The sequence below is a fragment of the Pseudomonas monachiensis genome (genome assembly GCF_047345015.1).
In the GTDB taxonomy this organism is placed as follows: domain Bacteria; phylum Pseudomonadota; class Gammaproteobacteria; order Pseudomonadales; family Pseudomonadaceae; genus Aquipseudomonas; species Aquipseudomonas monachiensis.
In genome coordinates, this window is the sequence record NZ_CP178857.1 from 806,159 (window position 1) to 823,521 (window position 17,363).

Genomic DNA, 17,363 nt, shown 5'->3' on the forward strand with positions numbered 1-17,363 from the left:
CTATGAACAGATTGTTTCGCGTTTTACTGCTGTTGAAGGTGATGGTGATGCTCTCGCTCGGCACTTCGATGGCGTGGGCCGAGTGTATCGATCATGGGGAGCAGGCTTCGAGCGGGCAGGCGGGTTATGCGGGGTTGATGATCGCCAAGTCCGAATCGGAACCGGGAGATCAGGGGCAGGGTGGTGCGGACAACGACGATGACTCGACCACCGACGAGCCGGACACCGATGAAGAAGAGGGCGACAGCCAGACGTAGCCGCTCGATGGCGGGCAAAAGAAAACCCCTTCTACCTGAGTGATGCTCAATCGAGGTGGAAGGGGTTGGGTTAACGCGTATTTACTTGAACTACTCAATCCCTGTGGGAGCGGACTTGCTCCGGGCGGCGTTCCGACGAAAGCGATCTGTCAGTCGACATTGATGTTGACTGGAATGACGCCTTCGCGAGCAAGCCCGCTCCCACATTTTTTATGCCGCGCCGTCGAGGAATTGCTCGGCGTAGTGGCAAGCCACCTGGCGGTTGTCGAGCAGGCGCAGGGCCGGCTCTTCAGTGCTGCAACGCTCGGTGGCGTACGGGCAGCGCTTGTGGAAGGCGCAGCCGGACGGCGGGTTCAGCGGGTTGGGTAGCTCACCGACGATCTTGATTTTTGGCTTGTCCGGATCCGGGTGGATGGCCGGCGTCGCCGACAGCAGCGCCTGGGTGTAGGGGTGCAGAGGGCGTGAGTAAATGTCCTCTTTCGTGCCCATTTCCACCGGACGACCGAGGTACATCACCATCACGTGGTCGGCAACGTGGCGTACCACTGCCAGGTTGTGGGAGATGAACACGTAGGCGGTGTTGAACTCTTGCTGCAAATCCATGAACAGGTTGAGCACCTGCGCCTGAATCGACACGTCCAGCGCCGAGGTCGGTTCGTCCGCCACCAGCACTTTCGGTTGCAGCATCATCGCCCGGGCCAGGGCGATCCGCTGGCGCTGGCCGCCGGAGAACATATGCGGATAACGCTGATAGTGCTCGGGACGCAAGCCCACCTGCTTCATCATCGCCTGGACTTTCTCGCGACGTTCGGAGGCGCTCAGGCTGGTGTTGATCAGAAGCGGTTCTGCAAGCTGATCACCGACTTTCTGCCGTGGGTTCAACGAGGCGTACGGGCTCTGGAATACCATCTGCACGTCTTTGCGCAGTTGCTTGCGCTGGGCCTTGTCGGCCCCGGCAACTTCCTGCCCGGCGATTTTCAAGGAGCCGGAGGACGGTTCTTCGATCAGGGTCAGGGCACGTGCCAGGGTGGACTTGCCGCAACCCGACTCGCCGACGACAGCGAGGGTCTTGCCGGCTTCCAGTTCGAACGACACGCCGTTGAGGGCGCGCACGGTGGCGTGCCCCTTGAACAGGCCTCGGGACACCTCGTAGTGACGGGTCAGGTCGCGGGCGGTAAGAACGACGGCCATTACGCCACCTCCTGGTTCAGCGGGTAGAAGCAGCGAGCGAGGCTGTTGCTTTTCTGGTCAAGGGCCGGACGTTGTTGACGGCAGTTGTCTTTCACGTACGGGCAGCGCGGCGACAGCAGGCAACCCTGCGGACGGTCGTAGCGACCGGGCACGATGCCCGGCAGGGTCGACAAACGCGCGGCGCCGAGGCTGTGTTCCGGAATCGCTTTGAGCAGCGCTTCGCTATACGGGTGCGCCGGGATGTCGAACAGTTGCGGCACCTGACCGACTTCGACCGCCTGGCCGGCGTACATCACGCACACGCGCTGGGCGGTTTCGGCCACGACGGCGAGGTCGTGGGTGATCAGCACCAAGCCCATGTTCTGTTCTTTCTGCAACGCCAGCAGCAGGTCCATGATCTGTGCCTGGATGGTCACGTCCAGCGCCGTGGTCGGTTCGTCGGCGATCAGCAGTTTCGGTTCGCCGGCAATCGCCATGGCAATCGCGACACGCTGGCTCATGCCACCGGACAGTTGATGCGGGTAAGCGTCCATACGGCTGGCGGCACCCGGGATCTCGACTTTTTCCAGCAGTTCGATGGCGCGTTTGCGGGCCGCCTTGCCGGACATTTTCAGGTGCAGGCGCAGCACTTCTTCAATCTGGAAGCCGACGGTGTAGCTCGGGTTCAGCGCGGTCATCGGATCCTGGAAGACCATGGACAGGTCTTTACCGACGATCTGTCGACGCTGACGATTGTTGAGCTTGAGCATGTTCTTGCCGTCGAAGTTCAGGGCGTCAGCGGTGACGATCCCCGGATGCTCGATCAGGCCCATCAGCGCCATCATGGTCACGGATTTGCCGGAACCGGACTCGCCAACGATGGCCAGCACTTCGCCCTTGTCCACTTTCAGGTCGAGGCCATCGACCACTGGCGTGGCGTTTTTGTCGCCGAAGCGAACGTTGAGATTCTTGATTTCTAGCAGTGACATGGGAATCTCCTCAGGCGGCGTTCTTGAGTTTCGGGTCCAGCGCATCGCGCAGGCCGTCGCCCATCAGGTTGATTGCCAGCACGCTGAGCAAAATGGTCAAACCAGGCAGGCTCACCACCCACCAGGCGCGTTCGATGTAGTCGCGGGCCGAAGCCAGCATGGTGCCCCACTCAGGGGTTGGCGGTTGTACGCCAAGGCCGAGGAAGCCCAGTGCGGCGGCATCGAGGATCGCCGAGGAGAAGCTCAGGGTGGCCTGAACGATCAGCGGCGCCATGCAGTTGGGTAGCACGGTGACGAACATCAGGCGCGGCAAGCCGGCACCGGCCAGGCGCGCGGCGGTCACGTAGTCGCGGTTCAGTTCGCCCATCACCGCAGCGCGGGTCAGGCGAACGTACGACGGCAGGGACACCACGGCGATGGCGATCACGGTGTTGATCAGTCCAGGGCCGAGGATGGCGACGATCGCCACGGCCAGCAGCAGGGACGGCAGGGCCAGCATGATGTCCATCAGACGCATGATGGTCGGACCGAGCACGCGCGGGAAGAACCCGGCGAACAGGCCCAGCAGGATGCCCGGAATCAGTGACATCACCACCGACGACAAGCCGATCAGCAGCGACAGGCGCGAACCCTGGATCAGTCGCGACAGCAGGTCGCGGCCCAGCTCATCGGTACCGAGCAGGAACTGCAGTTGCCCACCTTCGAGCCAGGCTGGCGGGGTCAGCAGGAAATCGCGGTACTGCTCGCTAGGATCGTGAGGGGCAACCCACGGGGCGAAGATGGCGCAGAAAATCACCAGCAGCATGAACATCAGGCCGGCGACGGCGCCTTTGTTCTTGGAGAACGCTTGCCAGAATTCTTTGTATGGAGACGGGTACAGCAGGCTTTGATCGACTGCTACCGATGGAATTGGAGTGGTCATGGTCATGATCTCAGCGCTGATGACGGATGCGTGGGTTGGCAAAACCGTAGAGGATGTCCACTACGAAGTTGACCAGAATCACCAGGCAGGCGATTAACAGGATGCCGTTTTGTACGACTGGGTAGTCCCGGGCACCAATGGCTTCGATCAGCCATTTGCCGATGCCGGGCCACGAGAAGATGGTTTCGGTCAGGACCGCACCGGCCAGCAGGGTGCCGACTTGCAGGCCGACCACCGTCAGTACCGGGATCAGCGCGTTACGCAGGCCGTGTACGAACACGACGCGCGCCGGCGACAGGCCTTTGGCCTTGGCGGTGCGGATGTAGTCTTCACGCAGCACTTCGAGCATCGACGAGCGGGTCATCCGCGCGATCACTGCCAGCGGAATGGTGCCGAGCACAATGGCCGGCAGGATCAGGTGGTGCAGGGCGTCGAAGAAGGCGTCCGGCTCGTCGGCCAGCAGCGTGTCGATCAGCATGAAGCCGGTGCGCGGCTCGATGTCGTAGAGCAGGTCGATCCGCCCGGACACCGGGGTCCAGCCCAGGCTCACCGAGAAGAACATGATCAGGATCAGGCCCCACCAGAAGATCGGCATCGAGTATCCCGCCAGGGAGACACCCATCACCCCATGGTCGAACAGGGATCCTCGCTTGAGTGCCGCGATCACCCCGGCCAGAAGGCCCAGGATGCCGGCGAACAACAGGGCGGCCATGGACAGTTCCAGGGTCGCGGGGAACAGGGAGGTGAATTCGCTCCACACACTTTCACGGGTACGCAGGGATTCCCCGAGATCGCCGTGGGCCAGCTTGCCGATGTAATCCAGGTACTGGGCATACAGGGGTTTGTTCAGACCTAGGCGTTCCATTGCCTGAGCGTGCATTTCGGGATCGACCCTGCGTTCTCCCATCATGACTTCCACGGGGTCGCCCGGGATCATGCGAATCAACGCGAAAGTCAGCAGGGTGATGCCGAAGAACGTGGGGATCAATAACCCCAGTCGGCGGGCAATAAAACTAAACATCGTGTGTTGTACCTCATCAGCCGGTTAGGCGTGCCCGGCATGCCTGGGTCAGGAATGCCGGGAGTTTTCTTATTACTTCACCTGGGTGGTGGCGAAGTTATTCGTGGTCAGGGGGCTAATGTGATAGCCCTCTACGTTGTTGCGCATTGCGGTAAACATTCTAGTGTGGGCCAAGCTGATCCACGGTTGGTCCTGGTTGAAAATAAGCTGGGCCTGCTCGTACAGGGCTGCACGCTCGGCCGGGTCGGTTTTTTCCCGGGCCTGATCGATCAGGGCCTGGAACTTGTCATTGCACCAGCGGGCGTAGTTTTCGCCGTTCTTGGCCGCTTCACAACTGAGCATAGGCGTCAGGAAGTTATCCGGGTCGCCGTTATCGCCCGCCCATCCGGCGGAAACCATGTCGTGCTCGCCGTTTTTCGCGCGTTTGAGCATTTCGCCCCATTCCATCACGCGAATGTCGATCTTGATCCCGACCTTGGCCAGGTCGGCCTGCATCATCTGCGCACCGAGCATCGGGTTCGGGTTGGTTGCACCGCCTCCGTTGCGGGTGAACAGGGTGAAGGTGGTGCCTTCCGGTACGCCGGCTTCCTTGAGCAGGGCACGGGCCTTGTCCAGATCGCGGACCGGGTTCTTCAGGGTGTGGTTGTAGCCCAGCAGGGTGTCCGGGAACGGGTTGACGGCGGCTGTTGCATTGCCCTTGCCGAACAGCGCGTTGACAGCCGCTTCCTTGTCGAAGGCGATGTCGATGGCTTTACGCACCCGTACATCGCTAAGGTACTTGTGCGTGGTGTTGATGGCGATGTACGCGACGGTCATCGCATTCAGCTCATCGACTTTCAGCTTGTCGTCTTTCCTGATGCTCGGAATGTCATCCGGTTTTGGATACAGCGCGACCTGGCACTCGTTGGCCTTGAGCTTCTGCAGGCGCACGTTGTTGTCGGTGGCGATGGCCAGGATCAGCGCATCAGCCGGAGGCTTGCCTCGGAAGTAGTCCGGGTTGGCCTTGAAGCGAACCTGGGCGTCCTTGTTGTAGCGCTGGAAGACGAACGGGCCGGTGCCGACCGGCTTGTTGTTCAGGTCGCCGGTCTTGTTGGCCTTGAGCAACTGGTCGGCGTACTCGGCGGAGTAGATCGACGAGAAGGCCATGGCGATGTCGGCCAGGAACGGCGCTTCGCGACGGGTCAGGGTGAACTTGACCGTGTTGTCGTCGACTTTCTCGACGCTTTTCAGCAGTTCCTTGAAGCCCATGCTTTCAAAGTACGGGAAGCCCACGCTCGACAGTTTGTGCCATGGATGATTCGGGTCCAGCTGGCGCTGGAAACTCCAGACCACGTCGTCGGCATTCATGTCGCGGGTCGGCTTGAAGTATTCGGTGGTGTGGAACTTGACGCCTTTACGCAGATGAAACGTGTAGCTCAGACCGTCTTCGCTGATGTCCCAGGAATCGGCCAGTGCCGGAATCACTTCGGTGGTACCGGGCTTGAAGTCTGCCAGGCGATTGAAGATGGTTTCGGCCACCGCATCGGCTGTGACTGCAGTCGTGTACTGGACCATGTCGAAGCCTTCGGGGCTGTTTTCGGTACAAACCACCAGGGGTTTGGCCGAGACACCAACAGCGACACTGAGCAACGCAGCCGCGATGGCCGCACGTAGGGGAAGCATTTTCATCAAGAACCCTCTGCAATCAGTTAAAGGACAAAAGCCGAACGGCCGATCCGTCATTGAATCAGCCGTTCGGCACGGGCATTACAGGATGTTGAACGGAACCGTGGTCACGAGACGGAACTCGTTGATGCTGCCATCAGCCTGGTTTTCGCTGGCACGGTGAGCGGTGTAGGTGCCGCGAATCGTGGTGGCCTTGAGCGGGCCGCTCTGCACGGCGTAGGTCGCGCCGATGCCGTATTCATAGTGGTGTTCGCCATCCTGGGACTGGATGCCATCGTAACCCTTGCCTGCCACGCCGCCGTTGCCGGTGTAGTGAGTACCGTCGATACCCCAGCCGCGAGCCTGGTAGATGTTGAACTTCAGGCCTGGCACGCCGTATTCGGCCATGTTCAGACCGTAGGCAACCTGGAACGATTTTTCGTTCGGGCCGTTGAAGTCCGACAGCAGGGAGTTGGCCAGGTAGATACCGTTGGTTTCGTGCAGGTAGTCGAAGTACTCGTTACCGTTCACTTCCTGATACGAGAGGGTCAGGGTATGGGCCTGGTGGGTCAGGCCGAACGACAGCGAGTAGGTGTCGTTGTCGATATCGCCGATCAGGGCTTTACCGGTTTCCTTGGTTTTGTAGTAGTTCAGGCCGGTGGTCAGGCTCAATACCTGGCTGTCGCCCAGTACGTGGGAGGCGCCGAAGTAGTACTGGTTCCAGATGTCTTCAGCCTGGGTCGCCCAGAGGCTGGTGGTCAGGCTGGCAAATGGGGTGTAGGTGATACCGCCGGTGTGAACGTGGTCGGTTTCGACGATGCCGTTGGCGTATTCGGTGCGGAATTTGCGCTGGCTTTCTTCGGTACGCGGTGAGTTGCGGTCGAAGGTGGCCAGGTCGAAGGCCAGGTTGTTCAGCTCTTCGCTGTGCAGGGCCACGCCCTGGAAGCTCGAAGGCAGTGCACGGTTACCGATTACGTCGACCATCGGGCTGCTGAAGTTCATGCGGCCGGCGGTCAGGGTGCTGTTGGAAACACGGGCCTTGACGTTGGCCAGGCCCAGTTTGCTCCACTGGCCTTGAGCGTCGCCGCCCTCTTTGGTCAGGGTACGGTTGTTGCCCGCGCCTGGACGACTGCCTGGTGCGCCGCCGTTGTTCGACGCCAGGTCTTTGCGGTCCTGGTCCAGGGCGATGGCGTTGTACGCCGCCACTTCAGTGCTGAAGCCCACGGTGCCTTCGGTGAAGCCCGAGTTGTACTTGAGGATGGTGCCCTGGACCCAGTTGATCCGGCGATCGGTCGGGGTCGAAACGCCGTCTTTTTTGTAGGCGAATTTGGCGCCGCGGTGCAGTTGCTCATTGGCGTACCAGTTACGCGTGGTGCCGGTGATCGACTGGCCTTCGACAAAGCCAGTGGCTTCGCTCTGGGCGTTTTTCTCGTTCACGGTAACCGGGGTGAAAGCCTGGCTTTGGGTTTCTGCGTAAGCCGTGGCGGTTACGCTGCTGATGGCCAAGGCCAATAACGCGGTGCTGCTCAGTTTCATGGGTAAAGCTCCTTACTTTCTTTTTTTATGCCGGTCTTTTTTTGTGATCCGGCTATTGGTTTAGAACTCATTCAAGGCATCGCAAACGTTTGCTGTCGGCCAAATTGACAAAAGACGGCAAAGCGTCTGCGTGAGGGCGGAAAATCCGCCCCCCGGCATTTCTGGCTAATCGGTTATTTTTCGATGCTGACACCCGAGAAAACATTGCGACCGAACGGGCTCACCTTGAACCCTTCGATTTTGGCGCTCAGCGGCTGGTTGACCGTTGAGTGGGCGACCGGCGTGATCGGTACCTGCTGCTTGAGGTACTGCTGCGCCTGTTTGTAGAGCAGGGTGCGCTGTTCACGGTCGGTGACGACCTTGGCCTGCTTGATCAGCTTGTCGTAGGCCGGATCACACCACATCGAGTAGTTGTTGCCGCCAATGGCGTCGCAGCTGTAGAGCGTGCCCAGCCAGTTGTCCGGATCACCGTTGTCACCGGTCCAGCCGATCAGGCTGATGTCGTGCTCGCCATTCTTGGTGCGCTTGATGTACTCGCCCCACTCATAGCTGACGATCTTGACCTTGAGGCCGATCTTCGCCCAGTCAGCCTGGAGCATCTCGGCCATCAACTTGGCGTTGGGGTTGTACGGACGCTGGACCGGCATGGCCCAGAGGGTGATCTCGGTACCTTCCTTGACGCCAGCAGCCTTGAGCAGCTCCTTGGCTTTTTCCGGGTTGTAGGCGGCGTCCTTGATCGTGTCGTCGTAGGACCATTGGGTTGGCGGCATGGCGTTGACCGCCAGTTGCCCCGCGCCCTGGTAGACGGCATTGAGAATGCCTTGCTTGTTCACCGCCATGTCCAGCGCCTGGCGCACTTCGAGCTGGTCGAAGGGTTTGTGGCGCACGTTGTAGGCGATGTAGCCGAGGTTGAAGCCAGGCTTCTCGATCAGTTGCAGGGCCGGGTCGCTCTTCAGCGCGGTTACATCGGCAGGGCGTGGATGCAAGGTGATCTGGCACTCGCCGGCCTTGAGTTTCTGCACGCGCACCGAGGCGTCGGTGTTGATGGCGAAAATCAGGTTGTCGAGCTTGACCCGGCTCGGGTCCCAGTAATGCTGGTTGCCGGTGTAACGGATGTTCGAGTCTTTCTGGTAGCTCTTGAACACGAACGGCCCGGTGCCGATCGGCTTCTGGTTGATGTCGCTCGGCTTGCCCTCGGCCAGCAGCTTGTCGGCGTATTCGGCCGAAAGGATGGCGGCGAAGCTCATGGCGATGTTCTGGATGAACGCGGCGTCCACGCTATTGAGCGTAAAGACCACGGTCAGCGGCCCGGTCTTTTCGACCTTGGCGATGTTCTTGTTCAGGCTCATGCCGTTGAAGTACGGAAACTCTGTCGGATAAGCCTTACGGAAAGGTTGTTGCGGGTCGAGCATGCGATTGAACGTGAACAACACGTCATCGGCGTTGAAGTCCCGGGTCGGCGTGAAGTATTTGGTGGTATGAAACTTCACCCCTTCGCGCAGGTGGAAGGTGTATTTGAGGCCGTCCTCGGAAATATCCCAGCTCGTGGCCAGGCCCGGTACGACGTTGGTCGCGCCTTTTTCAAACTCTGCCAATCGGTTGTATAGCGGCTCGGCGGCGTCGTTGTCAGTCGCAGTGGTGTACTGCGCCGTGTCGAAACCGGCGGGGCTGCCTTCGGAGCAGAACACCAGGCTGTTGTTGGCGGCCTGGCTGATGGAAGTGGCGCCCAACAGACCGGTGCCCAGCAAAGCGGATAAAACCAGGGTATGGCGCATAACGCTTCCTTTTCTCTCAAATGTTGTCAATGAGCCGCCGTCCCGTGCGCGGACGTAGAGGCATCACTGATTTCAAACCATGCACACAGCAGTAACCGATGACCCACGCGTGCACTGGTCAGATCCCGACGGTATGAGCCATGGGTCCGGCAGTAAATGCGTAGAGTCCTAAAGACTCGTAGGAAATGGCAACGCGTCCTCGCCCGATGCTGTAGTCAGCTGCGGATTAGGATGTAGGCGAATTCCTGCTTTCTCGGAAGATAAAGCAACGGCGACGTCAGGAACGTCGCCGTTGCAAAATCTTATTTGCTGACGCTGACGCCGTAGAAGGAGTTCAAGCCAAATGGGCTGATCTTGAAGTCCTGCACGTTGGCGCGCATGGGTTGGAACACCGTCGAGTGAGCGATAGGTGTCATAGGCACGGCATCCTTGAGGACGTGTTGCGCCTGTTTGTACAGTTCGGTGCGTTTGCCTTGGTCCGAAGTGCGCTTGGCTTGCTTGACGATGTCGTCAAACTTCTTGTCGCACCATTTGGAGAAGTTGTTGCCTTCCAGCGAGTCGCAGCCGAACAGAACGTTCAGCCAGTTGTCCGGATCACCATTGTCACCGCTCCAGCCAATCAGCATCGCCTGGTTCTCGCCACCTTTGGAGCGCTTGATGTACTCGCCCCACTCGTAGCTCTGGATCTTGACCTTGAGGCCGATCTTGGACCAGTCGGACTGCAGCATTTCTGCCATCAGCTTGGCGTTCGGGTTGTAAGGACGCTGTACCGGCATCGCCCAGAGAACGATTTCGGTGCCCTCTTTGACGCCGGCTTCCTTGAGCAGCTCTTTGGCTTTCTCAGGGTTGTACGGCGCATCCTTGATGGTGGTGTCGTAGGACCACTGGGTTGGAGGCATGGCGTTGACGGCCAGTTGGCCGGCGCCCTGGTACACGGAGTCGATGATCTGTTGCTTGTTGACCGCCATGTCCATTGCCTGGCGTACCTTCAGGTCAGCCAGCGGGTTCGCATCGGTTTGTCCCTTGACCTTGGGCATCACGTTGTAGGCGATGTAACCGAGGTTGAAACCAGCCTGGTCAGGCAGCTTCAGGGTCTTGTCTTCGCGCAGTGCCTTCAGGTCGGCCGGACGAGGGAACAGGGTGACCTGGCACTCGTTCTTCTTCAGCTTCTGGATACGTACCGATGGGTCGGTGGTGATGGCGAAGATCAGGTTGTCGATCTTCACGTCGTCAGGCTTCCAGTAGTCCTTGTTCCCGGTGTAGCGGATGTTGGAGTCTTTCTGGTAGCTCTTGAACACGAACGGGCCAGTACCAACCGGCTTCTGGTTGATGTCGGCGGCCTTGCCTTCCTTGAGCAGCTGGGCAGCGTACTCGGCGGACTGGATCGAGGCGAAGCTCATGGCCATGTTCTGGATGAACGCGGCATCAACGTCCTTGAGGGTGAACTTGACAGTCTTGTCGTCGACTTTATCGATCTTGGTGATGTTGGTATCCATCCCCATGTCAGTGAAGTACGGGAATTCGGTCGGGTACGCTTTGCGGAACGGGTCATCCTTGTTAATCATGCGATTAAAGGTGAACAGCACGTCGTCGGCGTTGAACTCACGAGTTGGCTTGAAGTACGGCGTGGTATGGAACTTGACGCCTTCACGCAGGTGGAAGGTGTAGGTCAGGCCGTCATCGGAGACGTCCCAGCTGGTCGCCAGTCCAGGAATTACCGCGGTGCCGCCGCGCTCGAACTGCGTCAGGCGGTTGAACATGGTTTCTGCAGAGGCGTCGAAGTCGGTTCCGGTGGTGTATTGACCTGGATCGAAACCGGCCGGGCTCCCTTCGGAGCAGAACACCAGGTTAGTCGCTGCTTGGGCGAACGGTGCGCTGGCTAACAAGCTTGCGCCAACTAAGAACGGAATGACCGCGTGTTTAAGCATGGTGGCCTCATGATTTGTTGTCATTTTTGGAATTAGAGGACGACCTCGTGAGTCGTGCCTGCGGATACTTATGCAGGGGCCATACCCAATGCAAGATCCAGAGCGACTACAGGCCTTAAACGGTGGCACGAACGTACCTTAATGTCGCATTTGTATAATTGCTGACGCATTTGACCGTTTGCGCAGCATTTTTACGGTGCAAATGACGCACTTTTAGAGTGCGTTCCTGACTCGGGTTGCTCCTGCGTGGGGCGGGGTGTTACTTATTCATACCCCGGATTGTGGGGTGGGCACGGCGTGAATAAGAGTGGTTATTGTTGCACCGATAGTGGCCAATCGACGGCTTTTCTCGGGTGGACCTATCCAGTTATAGCTCATGCCTGAAAACTGCCAAAAAAAACGGCGATCATTTTTATGATCGCCGTTTTTGTTTACGGGCTATCGATTCAAGGCATCAGCACTTCAATCGAGCCATCGGCGGTCATGCTGACCTGGCTGGTACCGGCCTCGACATCCGGCGTCACCGGTGCGCTGTCCATGGCGGCGGCTTTCATCATCATTGGCGCGCGCATGTAAGGCTGTGGATAACCGTTGCTGTTGAGGTTCAGGTTGACGATTTTGTAGCTCTTGCCGCCCAGAGCATCAGTCGCAAGCTGGGCGCGGGCCTTGAACGCGGTCACGGCATCCTTGAGCAGGGCGTCTTCGCTGGCCTTGCGGGTCGGGGTGGCGATGGCGAAGTCCATGCCGCCCATTTTCAGGTCGGTGAGCAGTTCGCCGGTCAGCTTCGACAGCGCAGCGAAGTCCGAGCTTTCCAGGCGCAATTCGGCACGCTCGCGCCAGCCGGTGATTTTCTGGCCCTTGGTGTCGTAGATCGGGTAGCTGTTGCGACTGCCCTGGCGCAGGGTGATGTTCTTGACTTGCTTGGCCTGGGCCAGCGCCTTATTCATGGTGGTGCTGACATCGGCGGCGAGTTTGGCCGGGTCGGTGTTCTGTTCTTCGGTGTAGAGGGTCACGATCATCAGGTCGCGGGCCACTTCCTGACTGACTTCGGCGCGCAGGGAAATCTGGTTGTAATGAAGCTCGTCGGCGGCCAGGGCCGGGAGGCTGGCGACGGTGCCAACGCTCAGGGCGAGGAGGGCGGCGCTGCGGCGGAATGTGTGCATGAAGGCTCCTTGAAAGGTGCGCAGGGGTATGATCCAAGCCTGCGTGAAACCATCAGACTCTAGCTTTTATGCTCCGGTTCGCACAGTTACAACTTCTATACAGATGGTGCACAGGTGGCTGCTTCGCAGCCAATCGCGAGCAAGCTCGCTCCCACAGTTGACCGCATTCCAATGTGGGAGCGAGCTTGCTCGCGAAAGCGGCCTCATAGACGCTGCAGGCCTTCCTGCCATGTGGCCGTTTGCCGCACTTTTGCCTGTCAGCCCCCGGGCTTGGTTATACTCCCTGCGATCCGCCTGGAGCGCTCATCAGGAGAGCTCATGCTCGCCCCCGTTCAAATCACTTCCGCCACTCGCCAGAACCTCTGGCGGCTGACGTTCATCCGCACATTGGTGCTGGCCGCCCAGGCCGGTTCCGTGGGCCTGGCCTACTGGCTCGAATTGCTGCCACTGCCCTGGTTTCAACTGGCTGCGACGCTCGCATGTTCAATGCTGCTGTGCGTGTTCACGGCCATTCGCCTGCGCACTTCGTGGCCGGTGACCGAGCTCGAATACGCCGTGCAACTGGCCTGCGACCTGTTTATCCACAGTGCGCTGCTGTATTTCTCCGGTGGCTCGACCAACCCCTTCGTCTCCTATTACCTGGTGCCGCTGACCATTGCCGCGGTAACGTTGCCATGGCGTTATTCGGTGATCCTGTCGGGTATTGCGCTGACGATGTACACGCTGTTGCTGGCGCAGTTCTACCCGCTGCAAACCTTCCCGATCGCTCGGGAAAACCTGCAGGTCTATGGGATGTGGTTGAGCTTTGCCCTCGCGGCTGCGGTGATCACCTTCTTCGCCGCGCGCATGGCCGAAGAACTGCGTCGCCAGGAAGAGTTGCGCGCCATTCGTCGCGAAGAAGGCCTGCGCGATCAGCAACTGCTGGCCGTCGCCACCCAGGCCGCCGGCGCGGCCCATGAACTGGGCACGCCGCTGGCGACCATGAGTGTGCTACTCAAGGAAATGCGTCAGGATCATCATGATCCGATGTTGCAGGACGACCTGAGCGTGCTGCAGGATCAGGTCAAGTTGTGCAAGCAAACCTTGCAGCAACTGGTGCGCGCCGCCGAGGCCAATCGCCGGTTGGCGGTGGAGATGCAGGACGTCACCGATTGGCTCGATGAAGCCCTCAATCGCTGGCACCTGATGCGCCCGGAAGCCAGTTATCGCTTCCAGCGCCTCGGCCAGGGCCCGGTCCCGCGCATGGCGCCGCCGCCGGACCTGACCCAGGCTTTGTTGAATCTGTTGAACAACGCTGCCGATGCCTGCCCCGAAGGGCTGCAAGTGACGCTGGACTGGGATTGGGAAAACCTGACCATCAGCATTCGTGACCATGGCGCTGGCGTGCCTCTGGCCATCGCCGAGCAAATCGGCAAACCGTTTTTTACCACCAAGGGCAAAGGCTTCGGCCTGGGCCTGTTTTTGAGCAAGGCCAGCGTGACACGCGCCGGCGGCTCAGTGAAACTCTACAGTCATGAGGAAGGTGGCACGCTCACCGAGCTGCGCCTGCCCCGTGTCGCCCGAGGAAACGAACATGAGTGAAGAGATCCAAGTCGAAGGCGAAGAACTGCCACATTTGTTGCTGGTCGATGACGACGCCACATTCACCCGCGTCATGGCCCGCGCCATGGCCCGCCGCGGTTTTCGCGTCAGCACTGCCGGTTCCGCCGAGGAAGGCCTGGAGCTGGCCAAGGCCGATCTGCCGGATTATGCCGCCCTGGACCTGAAGATGGACGGCGATTCCGGCCTGGTACTGCTGCCCAAGTTGCTGGAAATGGACCCGGAAATGCGCGTGGTGATCCTCACCGGTTACTCGAGCATTGCCACCGCCGTCGAGGCGATCAAGCGTGGTGCCTGCAACTACCTGTGCAAGCCGGCCGACGCCGACGACGTGCTGGCGGCGCTGCTGTCCGAGCACGCCGACCTCGACAGCCTGGTGCCGGAAAACCCGATGTCCGTGGACCGCCTGCAGTGGGAGCACATCCAGCGCGTGCTGACTGAACACGAAGGCAACATCTCCGCCACGGCCCGTGCCCTGGGCATGCACCGCCGCACCCTGCAGCGCAAACTGCAGAAGCGTCCCGTTCGCCGCTGAACCTGCGCTGAATGAATGCGGGCCGTATCTCGCGACAAACCGGACCGATCATCTATGATCGGTTCGTGTGCGTACTTTTCTCTATCGAGCCTTATCCATGAATCAGAACGCTGAGTATTCCGCGGTCAACGACGCCGTGCGCGGGCAGTTTTTTCGCAAAGTGTGGGCGATGATCACGCCTTACTGGCGCAGTGAAGAGAAGGCCAAGGCCTGGACGCTGCTGATCGCGGTGATAGCGCTGTCGCTGATCAGCGTGGGGATCTCGGTGTGGTTCAACACCTGGTACAAGGACTTCTACAACGCCCTGCAAAAGAAGGACGAGGCCGCGTTCTGGCAACTGATCCTGTACTTCTGCGCGATTGCGGCGGTGGCGATCGTCGGCGCGGTGTACCGGCTGTACCTGACGCAAATGCTGACAATCCGCTGGCGGGCATGGCTCACCGAAAAGCACTTTGCACGCTGGCTCGCCGACAAGAATTACTACCAGCTGGAGCAGGGCGGTTACACCGATAACCCGGACCAGCGGATTTCCGAAGACCTCAACAACTTCACCTCCAACACCCTTGAGCTGGGTATCGGGCTGCTGCGCAATATCGTCAGCCTGGTGTCGTTCTCGATCATTCTGTGGGGCGTGTCGGGCAGCATTGAAGTATTCGGCATCACCATTCCCGGCTACATGTTCTGGTGCGTGCTGGTTTATGCGGTGGTCGGCAGTTGGCTGACGCATTTGATCGGTCGTCGCCTGATCGGCCTGAACAACCAGCAACAACGCTTCGAAGCCGACCTGCGTTTCTCAATGGTGCGAATTCGCGAGAATGCCGAAAGTATCGCGTTGTACAACGGCGAGCCGAACGAGAATCGTCGGTTGAGTGATCGCTTCGGGATGGTCTGGCATAACTTCTGGGACATCATGAAAGTGTCCAAGCGCCTGACGTTCTTCACCGCCGGTTACAGCCAGGCCGCCATTATCTTCCCTTTCATGGTTGCCGCCCCGCGTTACCTTTCCGGCAAGATCGAACTGGGCGAGCTGATGCAAATCAGCTCGGCGTTCGGCAACGTGCAGGAAAGCTTCAGCTGGTTTATCAGTGCCTACCAGAGCCTCGCTTCCTGGCGCGCCACCTGCGATCGTCTGTTGAGCTTCCACCAGGCCATGCGTGATAACGAAGAGCGTGCGCCGGCCATCGACGTACAGAATTCGGGCTCGGTGCTGAAGGTGCACAACCTCGGCCTCGACCTGACTGACGGTCGCCACCTGCTGTCCAACGCCGACATGACCGTGGAGGAGGGCGAGCGTGTGATGCTCAGCGGTCGTTCCGGCAGCGGCAAGTCGACGCTGCTGCGGGCGATGGGACATCTGTGGCCGACCGGCCACGGCAGTATTCGTCTGCCATCGGCGCGCTACCTGTTCCTGCCGCAAAAACCGTATTTGCCGATTGGTACCCTGCGTGATGTCCTCAGTTATCCACAGCCCGGCGATACCTATCCGAACGAACGCTACGCGCAGGTGCTGGAAACCTGCCGCCTGCCGCACCTGATTGCCCGTCTCGACGAAGCCAATCACTGGCAGCGCATGTTGTCACCGGGGGAGCAGCAGCGCCTGGCCTTCGCCCGTGCGCTGCTTTATGCACCACAATGGCTGTACATGGACGAAGCCACCTCGGCGATGGACGAAGAAGACGAGGCCACGCTGTATCAGGCGCTGATCGACGAGTTGCCGGGGCTGAGCATTGTCAGCGTGGGCCATCGCAGCAGCCTGAAACGCTTCCACCCGCGGCACATTCGTATCGAGAATGGCCATCTGGTGGACCAGGCCGTGACCGCATAAACACCACAAATCCTGTAGGAGCTGCCGCAGGCTGCGATCTTTTGATCTTGAAAAATCAAAGTCAAAAGATCGCAGCCTGCGGCAGCTCCTACAGGGGTGGTGGTGATCGTACAACCGCGTTGCGCTATGATGCGCTTTCAGCCGCCGATTTTTTCGAGACAGATGTTCACCATGGAAAACCCGAACGACGCTCCACGTCTCCCACGCAAGCGCCGCAGCCTCGCTCAGGAACTGGTGACGGTGCTGTCCGAGCAGATCCGCGACGGTCATCTCAAGCGTGGCGACAAGTTGCCCACCGAGTCAGCCATCATGGATGCCCATGGTGTCAGCCGTACGGTGGTGCGCGAGGCGATTTCCCGTTTGCAGGCGGCAGGGCAGGTGGAAACCCGCCACGGTATCGGCACCTTCGTGCTCGACACACCGAGCCCGAGCGGTTTCCGTATCGACCCGGCGACCGTCGTGACCTTGCGAGATGTGCTGGCGATCCTGGAACTGCGCATCAGCCTGGAAGTGGAGTCCGCCGGATTGGCGGCGCAACGTCGTAGTCCGGAACAGTTAGCCAATATGCGCGCCGCCCTCGACGCGTTGAATGAAAGCGCCGCTCACGCCAGTGACGCCGTAGCCTCGGACTTCGCCTTCCACCTCGAAATCGCGCTGTCCACCGGCAACCGTTATTTCACCGACATCATGACCCACCTGGGTACCAGCATCATTCCGCGCACACGGCTGAACTCCGCGCGCCTGGCCCATGACGACCAGCAGCACTACATGGGTCGCCTGAGCCGTGAGCACGAAGAGATCTACGACGCCATTGCCCGCCAGGATTCCGATGCGGCGCGTGCGGCGATGCGCCTGCACCTGACCAACAGCCGTGAGCGGTTGCGTCATGCCCATGAAGAGGCTGAGGCGCAGCGGGTTTAGGTTTTTTGCTTTTGGTGATGGGTCGCCCGATAAGCCGTCTTCGACTTGCTCGCGAAGGGGCCGCAAGCCATCCCGCAA

General features: G+C 59.8%; 14 protein-coding genes. 5 read left to right on the plus strand and 9 right to left on the minus strand.

Translation table 11 applies throughout. From position 1 onward, the window contains the following. Positions 1-2 precede the first annotated feature (2 nt). Positions 3-257 (plus strand): hypothetical protein, encoded by a 255-nt coding sequence (locus tag ACMDB8_RS03485; RefSeq protein WP_409078301.1) that lies wholly within the window; start codon positions 3-5, stop codon positions 255-257. Between the two features lie 210 nt (positions 258-467). On the opposite strand, the gene ACMDB8_RS03490 is transcribed toward ACMDB8_RS03485, so the two are convergent. The 9 genes from ACMDB8_RS03490 to ACMDB8_RS03530 all read right to left on the minus strand — a co-directional run bounded on the left by ACMDB8_RS03490 (position 468) and on the right by ACMDB8_RS03530 (position 12,405). Continuing rightward, a complete protein-coding gene (locus tag ACMDB8_RS03490; protein ID WP_056728287.1) occupies positions 468-1,448 on the minus strand; it encodes a peptide ABC transporter ATP-binding protein in 981 nt (326 codons plus the stop codon). After that, a complete protein-coding gene (locus tag ACMDB8_RS03495) occupies positions 1,448-2,416 on the minus strand; it encodes an ABC transporter ATP-binding protein (protein WP_056728291.1) in 969 nt (322 codons plus the stop codon). Before ACMDB8_RS03495 ends, ACMDB8_RS03490 begins: the two co-directional genes overlap by 1 nt. Positions 2,417-2,426: 10 nt before the next feature. Continuing rightward, positions 2,427-3,338, minus strand: coding sequence for an ABC transporter permease subunit (locus tag ACMDB8_RS03500; RefSeq protein ID WP_056728293.1), 912 nt, complete (start codon positions 3,336-3,338; stop codon positions 2,427-2,429). A gap of 10 nt (positions 3,339-3,348) precedes the next feature. After that, positions 3,349-4,359, minus strand: a complete 1,011-nt coding sequence (locus tag ACMDB8_RS03505; protein ID WP_056728294.1) for an ABC transporter permease subunit — start codon at positions 4,357-4,359, stop codon at positions 3,349-3,351. Between the two features lie 72 nt (positions 4,360-4,431). Next, entirely contained in the window at positions 4,432-6,027 is a 1,596-nt protein-coding gene (locus tag ACMDB8_RS03510; RefSeq protein ID WP_056728297.1) for an ABC transporter substrate-binding protein, read from the minus strand. Between the two features lie 78 nt (positions 6,028-6,105). Further along, positions 6,106-7,539, minus strand: coding sequence for an OprD family porin (locus ACMDB8_RS03515; protein WP_056728298.1), 1,434 nt, complete (start codon positions 7,537-7,539; stop codon positions 6,106-6,108). Positions 7,540-7,712: 173 nt separating this feature from the next. Continuing rightward, the gene (locus ACMDB8_RS03520; protein WP_056728299.1) at positions 7,713-9,314 is read right to left on the minus strand and encodes an ABC transporter substrate-binding protein; all 1,602 of its coding nucleotides are present in this window, start codon (positions 9,312-9,314) and stop codon (positions 7,713-7,715) included. Between the two features lie 302 nt (positions 9,315-9,616). Beyond that, on the minus strand, positions 9,617-11,242 hold the full coding sequence (locus ACMDB8_RS03525) for an ABC transporter substrate-binding protein (protein WP_056728300.1): 1,626 nt from the start codon (positions 11,240-11,242) through the stop codon (positions 9,617-9,619). Between the two features lie 446 nt (positions 11,243-11,688). Then, positions 11,689-12,405, minus strand: coding sequence for an SIMPL domain-containing protein (locus tag ACMDB8_RS03530; protein WP_223542499.1), 717 nt, complete (start codon positions 12,403-12,405; stop codon positions 11,689-11,691). 318 nt (positions 12,406-12,723) lie between these two features. Between ACMDB8_RS03530 and ACMDB8_RS03535 the strand changes: the two genes are divergently transcribed. From ACMDB8_RS03535 to ACMDB8_RS03550, 4 genes are all read left to right on the plus strand, one after another. Further along, positions 12,724-13,986, plus strand: a complete 1,263-nt coding sequence (locus ACMDB8_RS03535) for an ATP-binding protein (RefSeq protein WP_056728304.1) — start codon at positions 12,724-12,726, stop codon at positions 13,984-13,986. Beyond that, positions 13,979-14,539: a response regulator transcription factor gene (locus ACMDB8_RS03540; RefSeq protein ID WP_007973041.1), complete on the plus strand. Its 561-nt coding sequence runs from the start codon at positions 13,979-13,981 to the stop codon at positions 14,537-14,539. Before ACMDB8_RS03535 ends, ACMDB8_RS03540 begins: the two co-directional genes overlap by 8 nt. Before the next feature lie 97 nt (positions 14,540-14,636). Beyond that, complete coding sequence (locus ACMDB8_RS03545; protein ID WP_056728306.1) at positions 14,637-16,364, plus strand: ABC transporter ATP-binding protein/permease; 1,728 nt, start codon at positions 14,637-14,639, stop codon at positions 16,362-16,364. Positions 16,365-16,535: 171 nt separating this feature from the next. After that, positions 16,536-17,285: a FadR/GntR family transcriptional regulator gene (locus tag ACMDB8_RS03550; protein ID WP_177336501.1), complete on the plus strand. Its 750-nt coding sequence runs from the start codon at positions 16,536-16,538 to the stop codon at positions 17,283-17,285. Positions 17,286-17,363 lie beyond the last annotated feature (78 nt).